Annotated in this window: 16 protein-coding genes; 10 read left to right on the top strand and 6 right to left on the bottom strand. The window is 64.3% G+C overall.

The genetic code is table 11. The annotated features are described in order from the left end of the window. The first annotated feature begins 12 nt into the window (after positions 1–12). From EB75_RS10185 to EB75_RS10160, 6 genes are all read left to right on the top strand, one after another. A complete protein-coding gene (locus EB75_RS10185; RefSeq protein ID WP_073695322.1) occupies positions 13–600 on the top strand; it encodes a hypothetical protein in 588 nt (195 codons plus the stop codon). Between the two features lie 28 nt (positions 601–628). Further along, positions 629–1,510, top strand: coding sequence for a class A beta-lactamase (gene bla, locus EB75_RS10180; RefSeq protein ID WP_073695287.1), 882 nt, complete (start codon positions 629–631; stop codon positions 1,508–1,510). 9 nt (positions 1,511–1,519) lie between these two features. After that, positions 1,520–2,791: a DUF7373 family lipoprotein gene (locus EB75_RS10175; protein WP_073695286.1), complete on the top strand. Its 1,272-nt coding sequence runs from the start codon at positions 1,520–1,522 to the stop codon at positions 2,789–2,791. Positions 2,792–2,869: 78 nt separating this feature from the next. Then, on the top strand, positions 2,870–3,496 hold the full coding sequence (locus tag EB75_RS10170; RefSeq protein WP_073695285.1) for a dihydrofolate reductase family protein: 627 nt from the start codon (positions 2,870–2,872) through the stop codon (positions 3,494–3,496). Beyond that, positions 3,493–3,801, top strand: coding sequence for a hypothetical protein (locus tag EB75_RS10165; protein WP_142239523.1), 309 nt, complete (start codon positions 3,493–3,495; stop codon positions 3,799–3,801). The genes EB75_RS10170 and EB75_RS10165 overlap by 4 nt, the downstream gene beginning before the upstream one ends. Before the next feature lie 34 nt (positions 3,802–3,835). Beyond that, positions 3,836–4,120 (top strand): hypothetical protein, encoded by a 285-nt coding sequence (locus tag EB75_RS10160; protein WP_073695283.1) that lies wholly within the window; start codon positions 3,836–3,838, stop codon positions 4,118–4,120. 79 nt (positions 4,121–4,199) lie between these two features. On the opposite strand, the gene EB75_RS10155 is transcribed toward EB75_RS10160, so the two are convergent. The 3 genes from EB75_RS10155 to EB75_RS10145 form a co-directional block, all read right to left on the bottom strand. Next, on the bottom strand, positions 4,200–5,141 hold the full coding sequence (locus EB75_RS10155; RefSeq protein WP_073695282.1) for a GNAT family N-acetyltransferase: 942 nt from the start codon (positions 5,139–5,141) through the stop codon (positions 4,200–4,202). Positions 5,142–5,218: 77 nt separating this feature from the next. Further along, complete coding sequence (locus tag EB75_RS10150) at positions 5,219–5,644, bottom strand: type II toxin-antitoxin system VapC family toxin (RefSeq protein ID WP_073695281.1); 426 nt, start codon at positions 5,642–5,644, stop codon at positions 5,219–5,221. Then, positions 5,641–5,880 carry an AbrB/MazE/SpoVT family DNA-binding domain-containing protein gene (locus EB75_RS10145; protein WP_061001016.1) on the bottom strand — a complete coding sequence of 80 codons (240 nt, stop codon included), beginning with the start codon at positions 5,878–5,880 and terminating at the stop codon, positions 5,641–5,643. Before EB75_RS10145 ends, EB75_RS10150 begins: the two co-directional genes overlap by 4 nt. Positions 5,881–5,981: 101 nt before the next feature. On the opposite strand from EB75_RS10145, the gene EB75_RS10140 reads away from it, so the two are divergent. The 4 genes from EB75_RS10140 to EB75_RS10125 are packed head-to-tail and all read left to right on the top strand — an operon-like array spanning position 5,982 to position 12,447. Further along, positions 5,982–7,436 carry a DUF3375 domain-containing protein gene (locus tag EB75_RS10140; protein WP_061001015.1) on the top strand — a complete coding sequence of 485 codons (1,455 nt, stop codon included), beginning with the start codon at positions 5,982–5,984 and terminating at the stop codon, positions 7,434–7,436. Next, positions 7,433–8,044: a DUF4194 domain-containing protein gene (locus EB75_RS10135; protein ID WP_234785328.1), complete on the top strand. Its 612-nt coding sequence runs from the start codon at positions 7,433–7,435 to the stop codon at positions 8,042–8,044. The genes EB75_RS10140 and EB75_RS10135 overlap by 4 nt, the downstream gene beginning before the upstream one ends. Then, entirely contained in the window at positions 8,037–11,315 is a 3,279-nt protein-coding gene (locus tag EB75_RS10130; protein WP_073695280.1) for an ATP-binding protein, read from the top strand. Before EB75_RS10135 ends, EB75_RS10130 begins: the two co-directional genes overlap by 8 nt. After that, positions 11,308–12,447, top strand: coding sequence for a DUF3322 domain-containing protein (locus EB75_RS10125; protein ID WP_142239522.1), 1,140 nt, complete (start codon positions 11,308–11,310; stop codon positions 12,445–12,447). The genes EB75_RS10130 and EB75_RS10125 overlap by 8 nt, the downstream gene beginning before the upstream one ends. Here the strand turns inward: EB75_RS10125 and vapC are convergent. The 3 genes from vapC to EB75_RS10110 all read right to left on the bottom strand — a co-directional run bounded on the left by vapC (position 12,430) and on the right by EB75_RS10110 (position 16,959). After that, entirely contained in the window at positions 12,430–12,831 is a 402-nt protein-coding gene (gene vapC / locus EB75_RS10120) for a type II toxin-antitoxin system VapC family toxin (RefSeq protein ID WP_061001011.1), read from the bottom strand. The genes EB75_RS10125 and vapC overlap by 18 nt on opposite strands. Beyond that, positions 12,828–13,031: a type II toxin-antitoxin system VapB family antitoxin gene (locus tag EB75_RS10115; protein WP_064860469.1), complete on the bottom strand. Its 204-nt coding sequence runs from the start codon at positions 13,029–13,031 to the stop codon at positions 12,828–12,830. The genes vapC and EB75_RS10115 overlap by 4 nt, the downstream gene beginning before the upstream one ends. A 598-nt stretch (positions 13,032–13,629) precedes the next feature. Next, positions 13,630–16,959, bottom strand: a complete 3,330-nt coding sequence (locus EB75_RS10110) for a Swt1 family HEPN domain-containing protein (protein ID WP_174557649.1) — start codon at positions 16,957–16,959, stop codon at positions 13,630–13,632. Position 16,960: the final 1 nt, after the last annotated feature.

The raw sequence follows: 16,960 nt of genomic DNA, 5'->3' as shown, positions 1-16,960 counted from the left end.
CCCGTGAACGGCATAACCGGCGTTGCCACCCTCACCAGGCAGTGCTGGCTGTTCGCCATCGGGTCGTCGTTCTTCGCGCTGGCCACGATCCCTGGGTTTTCCTCGGTGGTCGGGGCCGGCGCGTCGAACGTGCTGTGCTTCATCGGATCGTGGTTCTTCACCACGGCCGCGCTGATGCAGTATGTGCAGGCGCCGCCGGGAATCCAATGGTGGTCGGCGGCAATCCAATTCATGGGCACCATCCTGTTCAACGTGAGCACGGGCGCCGCGGTGTGGGCACACGCGGTGCTCGCCGAGCGCCGCTACGTCTGGGCGCCCGACGCCGCCGGCTCGCTGGCGTTCCTGCTCAGCGGTCTGCTTGCGGTCATGGTCGTCGGCCTCTGGTCGCCGAAATCCGTTGACTGGCAGGCATCGTGGATCAACATGATGGGCTGCGTCGCGTTCGAGGTCTCGGCGCTGGCGGCGTTCGTCCGCAAGAGTGGTGTGACGGTCGACGAGTGGCTGGCCAACTTCGGGACGTTCGTCGGGGCGCTGTGCTTCCTGGCGGCCGCTCTGCTGGTGCGGCCAAAGCATGACCCGCAGAAATCTCGTTTGGCGTAGCGCGCCGATACATGATTGGCTGGGCTGCGTGGGGGTACAGCTGAGCCGACGTGATTTCATCGTCGGGTTGGCCGCGACGGGTGTGCTGGCGGGATGCCGGCCCGAGGAGTCGGTCGAGCCGACGAGCTTTGAAGCCCTGGAAGATCGCTACCAGGCGTTAATCGGCGTCTATGCAGTGGATTTGGCGTCATCGGCGACGGTCGAGCACCGCGCCGACGAGCGGTTCGCGATCTGCTCGACCTTCAAAGCGTATGCGGCGGCTCGCATCTTGCAGATGGCCAAGGACGGTAAGGCCAATCTCGATGCCATGGTGCCCATCACTGCTGGTGACATCATCGTCAACTCACCGGTGTTGAGCCCCGCAGTGGGTGCCCGGATGGAGCTGCGGGAGATATGTGCCGCGGCCCTGACCCAGAGCGACAACGCGGCAGGCAACATCATGTTGCGGACCATCGGAGGGCCGTCCGCCCTCACTGATTTCGCCCGTTCGATCGGCGATTCGCAGACGCGGCTGGATCGGTGGGAACCGGCCCTCAACGAGGCTGCGCCCGGCGACCTGCGCGACACGACCACGCCGCGGGCTCTGTGCGGCGGGTATCGCGCCATTCTCGTCGGCGACGCGTTGTCCGGTGCGGCTCAGTTCCAGCTGCAACGGTGGATGGGTGAGACCGCAACGTCGACCCGCCGTTTTCGCGCCGGTCTGCCCGCAGGCTGGACCAGTGCAGACAAGACCGGCAGTGGTGACTACGGGTCGACCAACGACGCCGGGATGCTCATCGGTCCGAAAGGCGAGCGGGTCATGCTCACGGTGCTGATCCGGACGCGCACCCTGCGTCGGGACGCCGGGCCGTTCAATGAGGCGGTAGCGGAGTCCGTGCGATCAGTGCTGGCACGCCTCGGCCACAGTTAGTGTTGGATCGTGGGGATCCGGGAGCTGGCGCTTGTCGCGGCCACTTCCCTGTGTGTCGTGACGGCGTGTTCGACGACCACCTCGGGTACGGCGCGGTTCGGTGGCTCACTGAGCGACCCCGAACCCGACGTCAGCCAGCTGCGGACCGGCAACTACCAGATCAAGCCGAGTACCCCGTTCTTCAGCGCCGGTCCCAACCCCTCGACCCAGTCGATCGTCGAGTCGACCCGGCTGGCCGAATTCGTGGTTGGCCCTTGGGAAGTCGACTCATCGGTGACGACGCTGGTCCCTCTGGGTACGCACTCGGCAGACGCGATGTCTGTCGATCTGGTGCTCGGTCTGTCCGACGCGCCGGTGATGCGGAGCATTGCCCGTGCACACAATCTGGTCGCGGGCTTCGGGTCACGGCGCACTTCTGGGCAACGCGATCCAGCGCTGGACGTCCAGAACACGGTGCTGATATTTCCCGACGAGGGGCAGGCCGCGGCTGCCGCTGCTGAATTCGCGGCGCAGATCGGCCCCGTTGTCGCCGCCGGCGCACCGACCTTTCCGGTCGACGTGTCCGGCACAGGGAACCCGACGCCGGGCGCGGCGGGTATCGACCTCGGCAAGGTCGGTGCTGTGGCAGCATTCACCGCCCGAGGGCGGTACGTGTTCTTCCAGGGAGTCTTTGCGAAACCTTCCGAGACCCTGAGAGCCACCGAGCGGGCGAGGTTCCTGGCGTCCAGCCTTCTCAGCAGGCAGGAATCGCTCATCAAGGGTTTCGCGCCGACCGATCCGGCGAAACTGGCCGACCTGCCGAAAGATCCGAGTGACGACCAGCTGTTGTCGAAGACGCTCACCACACCGGACCAACAACAGGGATTCATGATCGGGACGTGGCGCCCAAGGGCGTGGCTGCACTTCGAGGCGGATCCGGTGACCGCAAGCACCCAGTTCGACCGGGCGGGAATCCAATGGGTGACGCAGCGGTGGGGACGGGTCTACCAGGCGCCCAATGCCGACTCGGCCGCTCAATTCCTCGATTTCATGACGGCGTCCATGATGGGTGATTCCGACGTGCAGATGGCCGGCCCGGTGCCCGGATTCCCTGGTGCACGGTGCTTTTGGCACATGAACGACTATGCGCCGCCCGACGCCAGCGTCACACTGCGTATCGAGAACTGGCATCACAGCTGTGTGGCGCGTACCGGCAAGTTCGTCTTTCAGGTTTTCGCCGACGATGAAACTGATGTGGATCAACAGATTTCGGCGCAATACCGGGTGTTGTCAGGGAAATAGCCGGTTGCCCCGATGAGTTTCGCCTCTGCCGATGGTCTATCTCACTGACAGACAGAATCGACTCGTCAGGAGCTGGAAATGGGCCAGATCAACCTTGCACTGTTCGCCACACTCGACCTCGTCGGGCAGGCTCCCGGTGGTCCCGGCGAAGACCCGGACGGCGGTTTTCCCTTCGAAGGCTGGCAGGCTCCGCTGATCGACGACGTATCGGGCGAGCAGGTCGGCGCCGCCTACGAAGGCACCGATGCGCTGCTTCTCGGCCGGCGGACCTACGACATCTTTGCCGGCTACTGGCCCCATCAGCATGACGAGTTCGGCAACATGTTCAACCGCATCCCCAAGTACGTCGCATCCCGCGGCAAGCCTGACCTGTCGTGGTCCGGTTCCACGCAGATCGGTACCGATCTGGTGGCCGAGGTGCGGGCGATCCGCGAGCGGCACGAGCACGTCAAAGTGGTCGGAAGTTTGAACTTCGTACAGACCCTGTTGCGCGAAAAACTGTTTGATCGGATGGACCTGTGGGTGCATCCTGTGGTCTTGGGGGTCGGCAAGAAGGTGTTCGACGGCGGCGCGGTGCCGTCGAATCTGACGTTGCTTGCGCCGCCCGTGTCGAGCCCTGCGGGAATTGTGTATCTGCAGTACGGGTTGGCAGAAGGTGTTCCGGCGACGGGGGACATGAGTGCGCCAGATCGGGGGGATGCTTGACTGGCACGGACTGGATGCGCGGCGTGCTCGCCGGCGCGGTACTCGGGGGAATCGGCTGGGGCCTGTTCGCTGTCGATGCGGTGGGCGCATCTGGCGGTCACGCGCACCCGGCCCGGGTCGGCGGTGGGTATTTGCCTGTGGCAGTGGGTATTTCGCTGGTGTGCCTGGTTGTTGCCGTGGTGCTGCCGCGCACCCGCGTATTGGGCACCGCTGCCGTCGCACTTGTGGTCGCCCCGATAAGTGGCTGGATCGTGGTCGGTCTGCTGTACCTGCAGGCTCTTGCGATGCTGGCGACATGGCGGTGAGCAGGGGGCTCGCCGATCGCCGTAGGGGGTAAGTATGTCGTTCGAGTATGAAAACTCACTCGACCCGCGCACCGAGCGGAAGGTCGATCCCAGGTATCTGGTCGGCGGTTATGTCCTTGGGCTGGTGGCGATGTCGCTGACGCCGCTGATGTTCTACTGGCTCTTCGTTCCTGCGGGTGCGCTGCTCGTCGCCGCGACAGCCGTTCTGGTCGCGACGGTGCGGCCACAATTCGACGACGTGGCGTGCGGGGCGTTTTTCGCGGCACTGTTCGGTTTGGTGGCGGTGCTCGTGCTGTTCTTTGCCGGCGCTGCGCACTGACCGGCGGCGACGTTCGTGCCGCGGAAAGCTGTGGTCGGAGCTGACGATGTTGTGCGCCTTGTCCGTTGGCGATTTGCGGTCAGCGCCAGTCGTCGATGGCGAATACGCCAGGCCGGCTGTAGCCGTCGGAATTGTGCCGATACATCGCGACCCCCTGGATGTCGGAGCGAAAACCACGGGCCAGCATGCCGCGGTAGGCCTCGTGACGGGCGGTGTTCACGCCGGCGGTCAGGCGTGCCAAACCACGTGTGGCGGAGAGTGTTTCGACAGCATCGAGCAGTTGGAAGAACGCGGCCTCGGCACCCGGGCCGGGACGCGCCGCGCCGAACTTGATGTAGCAGGTGCCGCTGCCCGCTTCGGTGCCTGCGCCGTGGTGGCATACGGCGACACCGGCGAGCGAGGCGTCGTCCCAGAGCAGGACTGTTTCACCCAGTTCCTGATCGGCGACCGCACGGATCTCGGAAGTGAGGTCGAGTCCGTCGTACAGGTTGTTGGTCAGGTCCCTACATTCGGCAAGAGCTGAATCCTGTTCGGCAGCAGTGAGTTCGGAGAAGAGAGTGGCATACGCCGCAGTCTGGTCCGGGTCGACAGGCTTGGACATCACCGCGGTGAGGAACCGCGGCCAGAAGCCGAAACGTTGGTAGAGCCCGACGTGTTTCGGACTTTCCGCGAAGGTGAACAGCCCGGCGTGCGTCGTCTGCCAACGGTCGAAGCAGCCGATGACGGGTTCCAGCAACAGCCGTCCGATGCCACGATCCCATAGGTCCGGGCGGATGGTCAGCGGGCCGAAGAAGCCGACGCTGCCCCAACGCGTCGCGAAGTTGGACCCGACGACCTCGCCCGAGTTCTCGGCTGCGAACGCGGCCGACGGGTCGGTTCGCCACCGGGTTCGTACGTAATCTGCGTCGCCCATGAAGGTCTCGGGCTCGGGGAGGCCGACGAAGGTGCCGAACGCGATGCGCGCGATGTGGTCGGCCGTCGCCAGGTCGTCCTCACGCAGCGGTCGGATACTGATCGTCATGGCTTCCCTTCCGGTCGTTGGCCATCAAATTGCGGTGCTCGATTGTCGCCTTCCGCGCCCGTTTTGCCAACGACAGGTCAGGCGCTGGCCAGCACTTCCGTGTTCACCCCGAGGGCGTCGTAGGTTGCCTTGGCTCGTGCATCGCGAGTGACCAAGACCGCACCGCGCTCACGAGCGGCCAACGCGACCAAGCCGTCATAGGTGGCGCCACCGGCGACGCCACGACGGGCGAATTCGCGATGGGCACCACGTGCGGCGTCGGCACCCAGCTGAAGGGGCTCTGGGAAGTTCTCGTCGATCAACGTCACCGCGTCAGCGGGGTCGACGCGAGCATCGCCGGGCAGACGCGTCAGAACCGAGTATGTCTCGGCCAGCGCATGCCCGCTGAGCCCAAGCCGTCGGCCCCTTGCCCATTGCGAGACCGCGACATGCTGCGGATGCGAGGTCACAAGCAACGGCACCGCGACACTGGTATCGATTGCCGTGACCTGCTGCGACGTCAGCGTCGCCCCGAATCGATGAGCGCGAACATCATTTCATCGGTGACGACTGTGTCTGCGTTGGCGACGAGGCGTCCGTCCTTGTTTCGCACGAGGCGCGCGGAGCGGCCGCCGGGGACAATCTGCAGTCCAGGGCCATATGCCGAAATATCGACCGTCGAACCGGGCGTCAGTCCCAACGCGTCGCGGAGTTGCTTGGGCACCAAGATGCGGCCGCCCGAGTCGATTACCGCTTCCATGGGACTATGGTACCAGTGAAATCCCATTTTTGAGTTTGCGCTGTGCAGAAACGCTCGACACTGTGGAGAGCCTTGTCAGCCCTTCCGGCTAGTCTCGCAGCGTGGCGATAACGTCCGCGGTCCTGCGCTTCCGGCGTCTACAGCAGGAGGCGCCGGAATGGTCGCTGCTGAGGGCCCGAAACGCCGGGCTCATCATCGCCGTGGTCCAGGACTACTTTCCGCCGGAACGTCGTATACGCCCGGCGGCCGAGGTGGTAGCCGAACTCGATCATGATCTCGAACTCCTCCGCGAGACCGGAGCTGAATTCGAATCGACGGCAACAGGATACGTCGCCGCATGGGTGCACGACGGCTACTTGGTCCGGCGTCCCGGCCAGACGCGGGGGACCGAAACGTTGGTGCCATCGGCGGCAGCATTGAACGCTGCCGCAGTGGTGAACGGAATCGATGCGCCGCAGCGCGCCGCGTCGGCGTCACGGCTGGGGTCGATTGCCGCTAACCTCATTGCACTGCAACGTGATTCAGACCCGGTTTCGGCATCGCGGCTGGCACTGCTGCAGTCCGAACGCAAGGCCGTCGAGCAGCGCATTGAAGAAGTCGAACGCGGCGAGTTCGCTGTGCTCGACGCGGAAACGGCAAAGGAGCGGGTCGCCGAGACGCTCGGCCTGGCGCAGGAGATACCCGTGGATTTCGCCCGGGTGCGGTCGACCATCGAAGAATTGAGCCGGGACCTCCGGGCCAAAATCCTTGACGACACCGCTGAGGGCGGTGCGACGTTGAGCAACGTTTTTCGCGGGGTTGATCTGTTGGCGGACTCAGAAGCCGGACGTTCCGTGAACGGCTTCTACGACGTGATCCTCGATGCCGAACAGTCGACCCGTCTTCAGGAAGCGATCACCGCCATCCTGTCACGGGACTTCGCAGCCGAGTTGACCCCTCAGACGCGTACGGACCTGAGCACTCTCCTCACCCGGCTGGAGAACGAAGCAGCCACGGTACGCCAGACCATGATCCTGCTATCGCGATCGCTGCGACATTTCGTGCTCTCGCGCCAATACGAAGAACATCGGCGGCTCCGCCAACTGATTCAGCGCTGCCAGTCGCTGGCTGTGCGAGTGAGTGCACAGCACCGACCCGAGAAGTCAATGAACTTGGAACTCACCAGAATTGGCATGCAGGTTCGTTCGATCGCCGCCCTCAAGCTGCACAACCCGGGCGAAGGCCGGGTGCCTACGGAGTTCGATCGGCATGACACCGACGAGGTCGACTTCGCCGAACTCGCTGCGCAGGCACATGAATCCGACATCGATTTCGAGGAACTCCGCAGCAACATCGTTGCCAGCCTCAGCCGGTCGGCTGGACCGGTCACCGCAGGGCAGGTCCTGGCCGAGTTCCCTGCCACCCAGGGCCTCGCCAGCATCGTCGGCCTGATGGTTCTCGGCGCTGAGCACGGTGCCGTCTCCGCCGACACCAGCGAACGGGTCGCCATGGACCGACGCACCGTTGTGCTTCCGACCATCACCTTCAGCCCCGATGCATTCGAGGATCACCGGTGAATCCCGAAGAGACCTTTCCGTTCGAGGCAAAGCGTGCGCTGGTCCAACTGCTCCGCGGTCCGGTGGTGACGCATGATGCGCATCGACAGCAATGGTCGGCAATTCTCGCCCACCGCAGCGAAATCGAACGCCGACTGGCCGACGTGTTCCTCGACCTCGTCCTCGACGAGGACGACGGCATCGCGTTCACCCGGCCGCAGCCCGCACCCGATGACCCCAAATTCGCTCCACCGCAGGTACTTCGGACAGAGACGCTGACCTTCATGGACACGCTGGTGGTACTCGCGTTGCGCTACCAGTTGCTCGTGGCACCGCCTGGACAACGGGTGATCGTCGATTACGACGACATCGCCGCCGACATGGAGCCCTACCGCGGGCGCTACACCACCGATGCGGGCGGCTTCCGGAAGCGGATCAACGCGTCATGGGAAAAGATGAAGAAGTACTCGCTGATCGCCGCCGCTGACACCGCGGGCCGGTTCGAAGTATCGCCCGTGCTCCGTCAGTTGTTCGACGCGGACGAGGTTGCCCTGGTCGAGGCGGAGTACCAGCGGCTCTTGGACGCCGGTAGCGACCAGGACTCCGATACCGAGGCCGACGATGAGTGAGGACGTGTTCCGGCATGGTCAGCACCGCCTGGCACGTGTTCAGCTGTTCAATTGGGGCACCTATGACGGCTATCACGACCTGTCCGTGGCGCGCCGGGGCTTCCTGATCACCGGTCCCTCGGGCTCGGGTAAGTCCACGTTGTTGGACGCGATCTCCACGGTGTTGGTGCCCCCGACGAAGCTCAGTTTCAATGCGGCCGCGCAGGGCCGCGGCCGCACCGTGGCCTCCTATATCCGAGGTGCGTATGCGCGCGGATCCGACACGGACACCCGCGAATTGCGGTCGCGCTACCTGCGGGAAGGTGCGACCTGGAGCGCCGTCGGGTTGACGATGGCCACTGCCGATCCTGATGGGGATACCGTCACCACCTTGGTCGCGCTGTTCCACCTCAAACGCGGCAGCAATGATCTTGGCGAATCGGGCCGCGCGTTCCTGCTTTTCGACCACGACCTGGACATCACCGAACTCAGACACGTGGTGTCTGACGGCATCGACGTCCGCGGGTTGAAGAAGCGCTGGCCCGATGTTCTCTACAACAAGAGCTACCCCCAGTTTGGTCAGCGGCTCCGTGCCCGGTTGGGAATCGCCGACGAGAACGCGCAACTGTTGCTGCACCGGGCGATGTCTGCCAAAGGGCTCGACAGCCTCGACCGGCTGTTCCGCGACTACATGCTCGACGAACCCGACACTTTTGCCGAAGCTCGTCGCGCCGTCGAGTTCTTCGCCGACCTCGACGAGGCGCATCGCAGGGTCGTGCAGACGCGTGAGCAGATCGCCGCACTGACACCGCTGGAGGAGTGGACCGAAACGCGGGACCGAGAGGCGCAACGGACTCAGGAACTCGGGGAGGAGCAGACAGCGCTCGAGGGCCTCGCCGCGCGCTTCGAGCTGCACCTGGCGCAGGGTTGGCACGCCGACGCTGAGGCCGCGCTCGCTGACGCCGTCACGCGTGACGAACACGCGAGTGCGGCCCGTCATCGTGCTGCCACCGCGCTGAAGGACGCCGAGCGTGCGCGTGACGGAAATCAGTCCCTGCGTGAGCTCACCGATGCCCTGGATAGCGCCGACGAAGCGGTCCGTCGGGTGGTCACGCAGCGCGCCCGATTAGGTGTGGCTTTGCGGTCCTGGGACACGACCGTTCCCGATACCGCCGAAGGCTTCGCCACCATGTGCTCGCAGATCGCAAGGGAGGCAGCTGAACTAGAGGCTGGAGCCGGTGCGCACGACGCCGCCCACAGCGCCCTGATCCTCGCTGCCGCGCGCGCCGACGAACAGGTTACCGACCTCAAACAGCAGATCTCTTCGCTCGCCGGGCAGAAGTCGAACCTGGACCACAAGCTGCTGGCGGCTCGTGAGCTGGTCATGCGCGCGACCGGGCTGCCGGCGCGATCGTTGCCGTTCGCCGGCGAGTTGATCGACGTCATCGATGCGAATTGGGCGGGCGCCGCCGAGCGGGTGCTCGGCGGGCTGGGCCGCACAATGCTGGTCGCCGACGAGCACGCCGCTGATGTCGCCGCTGCCGTCGATGCTGCCCATCTGGGTACGCGGCTGGTGTGGCGGCGCGTGGATGTGCATCGCACACACCGGATTTCGGCTGTCGATGCCGATTCGATCGTGAATGTGCTCCAGATCGCCGAGGGGCCATGGCAGCACTGGCTGCATTTCGAACTCGTATCCCGATTCGACTACCGCCGTGTTGCCGACGCGCGAGAACTGGGCCGGCACCACCGCGCCGTGACCCGCGCCGGACAGACCCGCGACGGCGACCGGCATATCAAGGACGACCGGTCGGCGATCGACGACCGACGGCACTACGTGCTCGGCACCAGCAATGACAGCAAGCTCCAGGCCCTGCGCGACGCCCTGCGCAAGGCTGAATCCGATGCCGGCTCCGCACACCGTCGCGCGCGTGCCGCCCGTGCCGAATCCGAACAGCGTCGGGACCGGGTCCAGTCAGCTCCAGGGATCGTCGCTGTAGAATGGGACGAGCTCGACCTGTTGGCCGCGGAAGCTCACCGTCTCGATGTGGGTGAACGTCTTGCGGCGCTACGGGGTGACGCTGAGATCGACCGCCTGGAAGCTGCCGTGGTGGCGGCGCGAGCCGAGGCGACTCGAGCTGAAAAGGCGTACGACGACGCGCACGAGGCGTTGTACTCAGCGCGCCAGCACGCACAGAATGTCGCATCCCGCATCGACGACCTTCAACGCACAGCGGCGGCCAGCGACGAGCCGTCTCCCGAACTGACCGAGCGCTATCGCGCCCGTTTCGACGATGGCAAGCGTGCACCGCTGCGACTCAACGGCTTTCCCGCTGCCGAACGGGCTGTGGCGAACCAGATTCGGGGCGAATACTCGGCAGCCGAGAAGAAGCTGCTGCAGGCGCAACACGCTATCGAGACTGTGCTGCAGCAGTACCTCAACCGCTGGCCACACCCCGAACTCGCTGCCGAGCACGGATACGCCGACGATGCCGTGGCATTCCTGCGCCGGCTGCGCGCTGATGACCTGCCCAGCGTGGAAAATCGATTCTTCGATCTCAATGATCGGCAGTCGAATCAGAACCTCGGCACGCTCGCGCTCCGAATCCGGCGCGCGCCCGGCGAGATCCGTCGCCGGATCGATGAGGTCAATTCGTCACTGGCACACTCGGAATTCGACCGTGGCCGGTTCCTGAAGATCGACGTCCGCGACTCCCTGCATCCGGACGTGACGGAGTTTCTCGCGGCTATCGCACGCGTGCAGGAGGGGTCGTTGCTTGCTGACGATCGACAGGCTCAGGAGCAACGATTCGAGCGGATGCGGGAACTGCTCGGGCGGCTCGGATCGTCCGATCCTGGTGATGTGGTGTGGCGCAATCGGTGTTTGGACACGCGGCGCCACGTCACGTTCGTCGGTATCGAGATGGATGCCGAGGGCACGGCGGTCAACCACCACGATTCTTCGGACGCGCTGTCCGGTGGGCAGGCGCAGAAGTTGGTGTTCTTCTGTCTGGCCGCGGCCCTTCGGTACCAGCTCGTCGGGTCGGATGCCGACGTGCCCAAGTACGGCACGGTGGTCCTCGACGAGGCATTCGACCGGTCGGATCCTGAATACACCCGCCGTGCGGCAGATGTGTTCGATCAGTTCGGTTTTCACCTTGTGCTCGCCACACCACTGAAGATGATCAAGACACTGCAGGACTACGTCGGCGGGGTAGCCACTGTGTCGATCCGAGATTCGAAGGCATCCCGGTTGGGGGTCGCATCCATCGGTGAGGCGGCTGATGGCTGAGCCACAAAAACTCGTGCTGCCCAAGGACGTCGTGGCGCGGGCACGACGGACGGTGGACCGCCATCTCAAATCGTGGTTGTTCGGTGCTTCCGTCGATGCGTTGACAATAAGACTGGGTAGCCCGAGCGAGGCGGCCGTCGCGGCCCAGCGTGCGGTCGTCGAGAACTGGGTCCATGCCTGGCAAGACTCGCGCCTCGATGTCCGCTGGGAGGAGCGGCGGTGGCCCAGCCTTGGTAGGCAACTGCTACCGGTCGTGGTGACCATCGAGGGTGCGGATGCGATTGTCGCGGCTGCAGGTGAGACCCGACGCTGGCAGTCTCTGCAACAGCGCCGCGCGCAGCTCCAGGCGCTCGATGATGGGCCGCAATGGTCGGCGGTCCTGGTCGAGACGTTCCGGTACTGGAATTCCTTGGCCGACAACGACTTCGACCGGCTCCTGGCTACGGTTCGCTGGTTACGTCAGAATCCGGACTCCGGCCTGCTGATCCGTCAGCTTCCGATTCCCGGTGTCGACACCAAATGGCTGGGTACACACCGCACTGCGGTGACGGCGCTAGCGGTGCCGCTCGGTGTGCCTGAGCATCTGGGACTGCGGGAGCGTGAACTACTGCGGGCGGTTGTCATTGCTGACCCCGCACTGCGGCGAGGTCTTCCACGTATCTTTGCCGCCCCGGATGGTGAGCTGGCGGGGCTTGATTTTGCGGCATCGCAGGTCCTGGTTGTCGAGAACTTGCAGACCCTCGAAGCGCTGCCTGACGTGCCCGGCACGATCGCGGTGTTCGGCTGGGGCGACCATGCCACCGCGGTGGCCGGATTCCCGTGGGTTCGGAATGCGCCGCGTGTCGTGTATTGGGGCGATCTGGACACGGACGGGTTCGACATACTGGCCCGTTTTCGCGCGCAATGTCCTTGCGAGAGCCTGCTGATGGATCAAGCCTCGCTGGAGCGCTGGCGTGACCTTGCCGTGCCTCACGCTGCGGGTGGGTCAGTCGATGTGGCTTGGTTGACCGAAACCGAGCGCGCAGCATTGGACGTGTTGCAGCGCAATGGCCTACGTCTGGAGCAGGAGCGCATTCCGATTGGCGCCGCGGTGGAGTTGTTGATGGCGGCTGGGTCAGTCCGGCCGCGGTGAGGTATCCAGCTGTAGCGATGTATGCCGCGCAATCGCGTCGAAGTCGCTGTCGAAGTGCAGGATTGGAATCTGTTCGCGTATGGCGTGCGCGGCGATGAGGCAGTCGATCAGCCTGCGTACGGTTTCACCGCGACGTCGACAGACGCGGTAAATAGCTGCGGCGTCTTCATGGTCTGTGGGGGACGTCGGTAGAGTCTGTGCGCGTGCCAACAGGCCACGAAGATCCTTGAGGTGTCGGTCGTTTCGGGCCCCGGCGAGGATTTCCATCTGGACGGGGGCGCAGATCGCGATCGGCTCGGCGAGTAGCTCGTCGACTCGCTCGCACACGCCGCTCCCGGTGTTCCTTAGAAACTCGATCCAGGCTGACGCGTCAACGAGGATCATTGGACGCGGTCGCTGCGCAATTCATCGAGATCGGCGTCCCATCCGGACCCGCGGAGTTCTCGGGCCGCTTTGAGGTCCAATGCTTCCTGCGCGAGATTGCGCAATGCAAAGTTCACCGCGTCTCGCTTGCTGGTCAAATGGAACCTTCGCATGACGACCTCGCACGCATGGTCGTCGATGTCGATGTTTGTGCGGGTCATACACCAAAGATACACCGAAGGTTGTGTACCTGCGCTCGAATCCTTCACTGTTCGCTGAACGATGGGGATGCAGGTTGGTGTCAACCGGTTTCGTGGGTGGCGTCAACGTGGCCGCGAGCGCGAACGGGTCGAGGCCATCAAGGGTTGGGAAGCGCTGTGTCAACAGGCGCCCGCGAACACGGCCACGGCCTGGCGCGAGCTTCGCACACGCCCAGATCATCTCGGCACCACCAACTCAAAGGTCGCCTGGCGACGGCAGCGCATGGCGGTGTCGAGATGGACCAATGGCAGTACGAAGTGACCGGCGCGGGGCGACTTTGGTACCTCACGCCCAGCGTTTATGTAGCACGTCTGACAGCCCGATGGCCATGGTGGCGGTACGTCGATTACGCCCGGCGGGACAACTCCCGCGGACACCCGCGAGTCGGCAGAATGCCGTACGAGCTGTGAAGGATTACCTCGACTACACGGCGTTTTCCCGAACAGGCCTGATCAGGTAATTGGTTTCGGCGGAGCACTACACCGTCGACGATGCGACGTACGCCGTCGACAGCCTCGCCGTTGACTGGAACGTGCAGGCCGCGAAGTCCGCGCGAAGCTAGCTCTCCTCAAACCCAGACTGATCGAACTTCAGCGTTTTGGCGTTCTCGGCGACCGTGCGAATCTTGTTCTCGTCGAACCCGTTTGAGTCGACAGCCTCGATTTCGATTCGCACCACTAGTTCAATTCCTTGGTCGCGCAGGTTTGCGATGACCTCATCCGCGATGTTCTTGAAATCGAGCGCGATCTTGTCCGAGCTGAGGGTCTTCACGCCGTAGAAGCGGGTCTTGGCCGGCGGGAACCCGACGTCGACGCCTGGTCCCTTGGCCGGCTGCGGTTTCGTTGGCGACGGACTGGGATCCCCAGATTCGGGGGCAGGCTCTTCTTCGGCACGCTGCTTGGTGGCAACATCGGGGCGCACGAGCAGGAGCGAGTCCGTGGCAACCGGTGCGGAATTGGCATCGCCAGGAATCCACAAGCCGACGTACCGGCCGTCTTGGTAGCCGGTGGCCAACGCGAAAGCATCGGTCTCCCAGATCAGGGGAAGCTCACGGACGCCTTCTTGCAACACTTTCCGATCGCGGAGGCGCGGCATATAAGGATACTGGCAGTACAGCTCCCACAGCGCGCCGAGCGTAACGTGCCCGTCTTTCCAGATCTGTGGGACCTTGTTGATGGCAAGCCGAACGGTCACGGCGGCCTGCTGTGTTGACAGATCCCCGTCGCTGCCGAGACGACGGGACACTCGTTCGGCCAGTGACTCCGACTGTCCTTCCACCTTGGTCTCGCGCAGGATGAAAGGCGCTCCCGGATCGGGCTGTGACGGAATGAGGGCCCACGTAAATGTTTGCAGCAGACGCGATTTGACCGTCTGGTCGGCCGTTGTCTGCCGCTGGGTGGCCTGATCCTTCTGGTTCGTGGTGAGATCCAGATCGGCCTCGTTGGCCAGGACGTGGCTCCAGCCGAGGTAGTCGCGCACCGCGTTGTCGAGCTCTTCGAGTCGTGCTTCGTCGGCGGCCAGAAACACGAGCATGTTGCGGTTGGAGCGGTTCGCAGTGCCACGCTGCTCCGTTGCCTTGTGCGCGAAAGCCTTTGCCGCAGAATCGGTACCCCGCTTGTGTGCGACCTTGGGATGCAGGATCACCAGCCGGGCTTCATCGGTATCAGGAGTATCGGCATTCGATTCCGGGCACACGTGCACACCGGCGAAGTCGCCGCGGGTACGTGCTTGGGCTTGCAGACGGAGCGCGATTTCAGCCCAGACGTCTTCCTTGTGCAGGCGCTCGGCTTGGTCCTTGGCGGTACGAGTGATGTTGGCCTGCAGGTCATACCAGTACTTGCCGGACCCCAAGTAGAAGTAGGTAGCCCGATCGCCGAGCTGAGTCAGCGCGGCATGGAAGTTGCCGGGGACATCGCCGGGCACCGCGGTTCCCAGGAAGACACGTTGGGTTTCGAGCCCCTTGTGCGCCGAGCCGATCGTCGGTACGGCGCCGAAGAACACGGTTCGAGCGAGACGTTTGGTCAGGGACCGCTGACCGAACAGCGGCTTCGCAACGTCGATGCGGGCCGGTTCGGAGTTCGGGCCGTCGACATCGGCGTCGATCACGGCCTTCCACGAATCTTGGAGGTAGCTGGTCAATTCCGAGTTCACCCGTCCGACCGCCAGCGGTATCGAGCCCGGCATGATCAGCGGTGACGAGTCGTCACCGGTCCACAGCGCGTGGATCACGGTGCTCATCAGGCGCAGAACTCCACGGGTGCGCTGGAACCGCTCCAGCGACGACCACTCCTCGTAGAGACGGTCGAAGAGTTCGGGGTGAATGGGATAGGTCCGTTTGATGCGGTCCTCGTAGGCCGGCTCCCGGGATTCTCGCGGGAAGTCGTCGTTGTACTTGCGGTAGAAGTCGACATAGGCGCGCGCGGTAGCGCCGATCGATGCCAGCGCAGCCGCGTCGGGTTGTTGGAACAGTCGTTGCCGCACGATTTGATACGCCTCAAGCGATGATGCAGGACGCCACTGGTCGGCGAGACGGCCAACGACGCGCTGCAGGCGATGTAGGGCCTCCAGTCCGTTGGAGCCGCCGACTTCCTCGGCGCTTCCGGCGATGGGCTCTGAACTGTCGATGGCGTTGGAAGCCGGTATCGAAATGACCAGCAACACGCCGGACGTTCCTTTGGCGGCTTCGGTGAGCGATTGCGCGAAGGTGAACTGGTCATCGAACGTGCCACCGGCGAGGTCATCGCGTCCGACGAGTGAGCGGGCGTAGGCGACCCATTCGTCGATGAGTATGACCGCGGGGGAGTACTTCGCCAGCAGTTCGTGGAGCGCCGCGCCCGGAGGCGTTCGGTTGACATCGGCTTCGGCGACAAGTGCGTACGCCTCCGCGCCGCCCAACTGCCAGGCCAACTCGCCCCACAGGGTGTTGACGTGAGGGCCGTCCGTCTTGGGTTCGCCGGCTGGGCTGAAATGATTGCCGACGATCGCGACGCGGTTCACCATGCCGGCTTGGTAACCGTTGGTGGTCAGCAAGTCTGCGGTCTCCTGCGGGAAATCACCCACCGGAAGCCCGGCCGCGACGTGCCACAGGGCCAGCATCGAGTGCGTCTTGCCGCCGCCGAAATTGGTCTGCAGGTTGATCACCGGCGGCGCGTTGTCGTCGCCGGACAAGCGCCTGACGGCACGGCCGACGAGATCGGTCAGTCCCTCTGTCAGGTAAGTGCGTCGGAAGAACGTCACCGGGTCGGCATAGTCCGAATCCTGTTCTCCGCCGAAGGCAACCTTGTGGAGGTCAGCCGCAAATTCGGAGGACGCGAAGTTTCCCGTCGCAACATCATCGTGCGGTGGCAGCACTTCCCGCCACGGCTGGAGGCCGGCGGCCTCGGGATTGTCGACAGCCGCCTTGAGTACCTTCTTGTCGTCTTTGTCCGCGGTAACTCGGCGCAGATTGCGCTTGATGGTTTGGACTTCGTCCGCCTCGGTGCTGCCGCCGATCAACCGCAGCAGGCGCTCGGCAGTGTCCAAGGTGCGGTAGGCATCGTCGTCGCTGAACGAACCGTTGTGTGCCCACGTGTTTCGCGCCTCCCGAAGCTCAATGGCGAAGGACTCCCCGGCCCTGCCGAGCGCTTCGTTGAATGGGTACCAGCCCTTCCTGAACCCGCCGGTGATGTTGCCTTCGGTCAGCATCCGCAATTGCACCTGCGGGTCGAGTGGCTCGTATGTCTTGGTCGACGGGGCGCCGTTTTTCGAGTCCTTGTTCTGGACGAGTTTGGGCCAGGCCGCGCCGAGGGCTGGGTCGCCCTGTCCGATCACTGAGGAGATGAAGTCGTCCAAGGCAGGCGCGATGACCTCGAACATGCGGTTGATGCGGTCGCGATTGCTCAGCGCCATG

The organism is Mycobacterium sp. ST-F2 (assembly GCF_001905655.1).
Classification (GTDB): domain Bacteria; phylum Actinomycetota; class Actinomycetes; order Mycobacteriales; family Mycobacteriaceae; genus Mycobacterium.
This window is presented reverse-complemented; position numbering and strand designations above follow the sequence as displayed.

Coding starts and splice junctions, on each gene's coding strand:
- EB75_RS10170 (WP_073695285.1), top strand. CDS start 2,870: ATGGGCCAGATCAACCTTGCACTGTTCGCCACACTCGACCTCGTCGGG.
- EB75_RS10160 (WP_073695283.1), top strand. CDS start 3,836: ATGTCGTTCGAGTATGAAAACTCACTCGACCCGCGCACCGAGCGGAAG.
- EB75_RS10155 (WP_073695282.1), bottom strand. CDS start 5,141: ATGACGATCAGTATCCGACCGCTGCGTGAGGACGACCTGGCGACGGCC.
- EB75_RS10145 (WP_061001016.1), bottom strand. CDS start 5,880: ATGGAAGCGGTAATCGACTCGGGCGGCCGCATCTTGGTGCCCAAGCAA.
- EB75_RS10130 (WP_073695280.1), top strand. CDS start 8,037: ATGAGTGAGGACGTGTTCCGGCATGGTCAGCACCGCCTGGCACGTGTT.
- EB75_RS10125 (WP_142239522.1), top strand. CDS start 11,308: ATGGCTGAGCCACAAAAACTCGTGCTGCCCAAGGACGTCGTGGCGCGG.
- vapC (WP_061001011.1), bottom strand. CDS start 12,831: ATGATCCTCGTTGACGCGTCAGCCTGGATCGAGTTTCTAAGGAACACC.
- EB75_RS10115 (WP_064860469.1), bottom strand. CDS start 13,031: ATGACCCGCACAAACATCGACATCGACGACCATGCGTGCGAGGTCGTC.
- EB75_RS10110 (WP_174557649.1), bottom strand. CDS start 16,959: ATGGCGCTGAGCAATCGCGACCGCATCAACCGCATGTTCGAGGTCATC.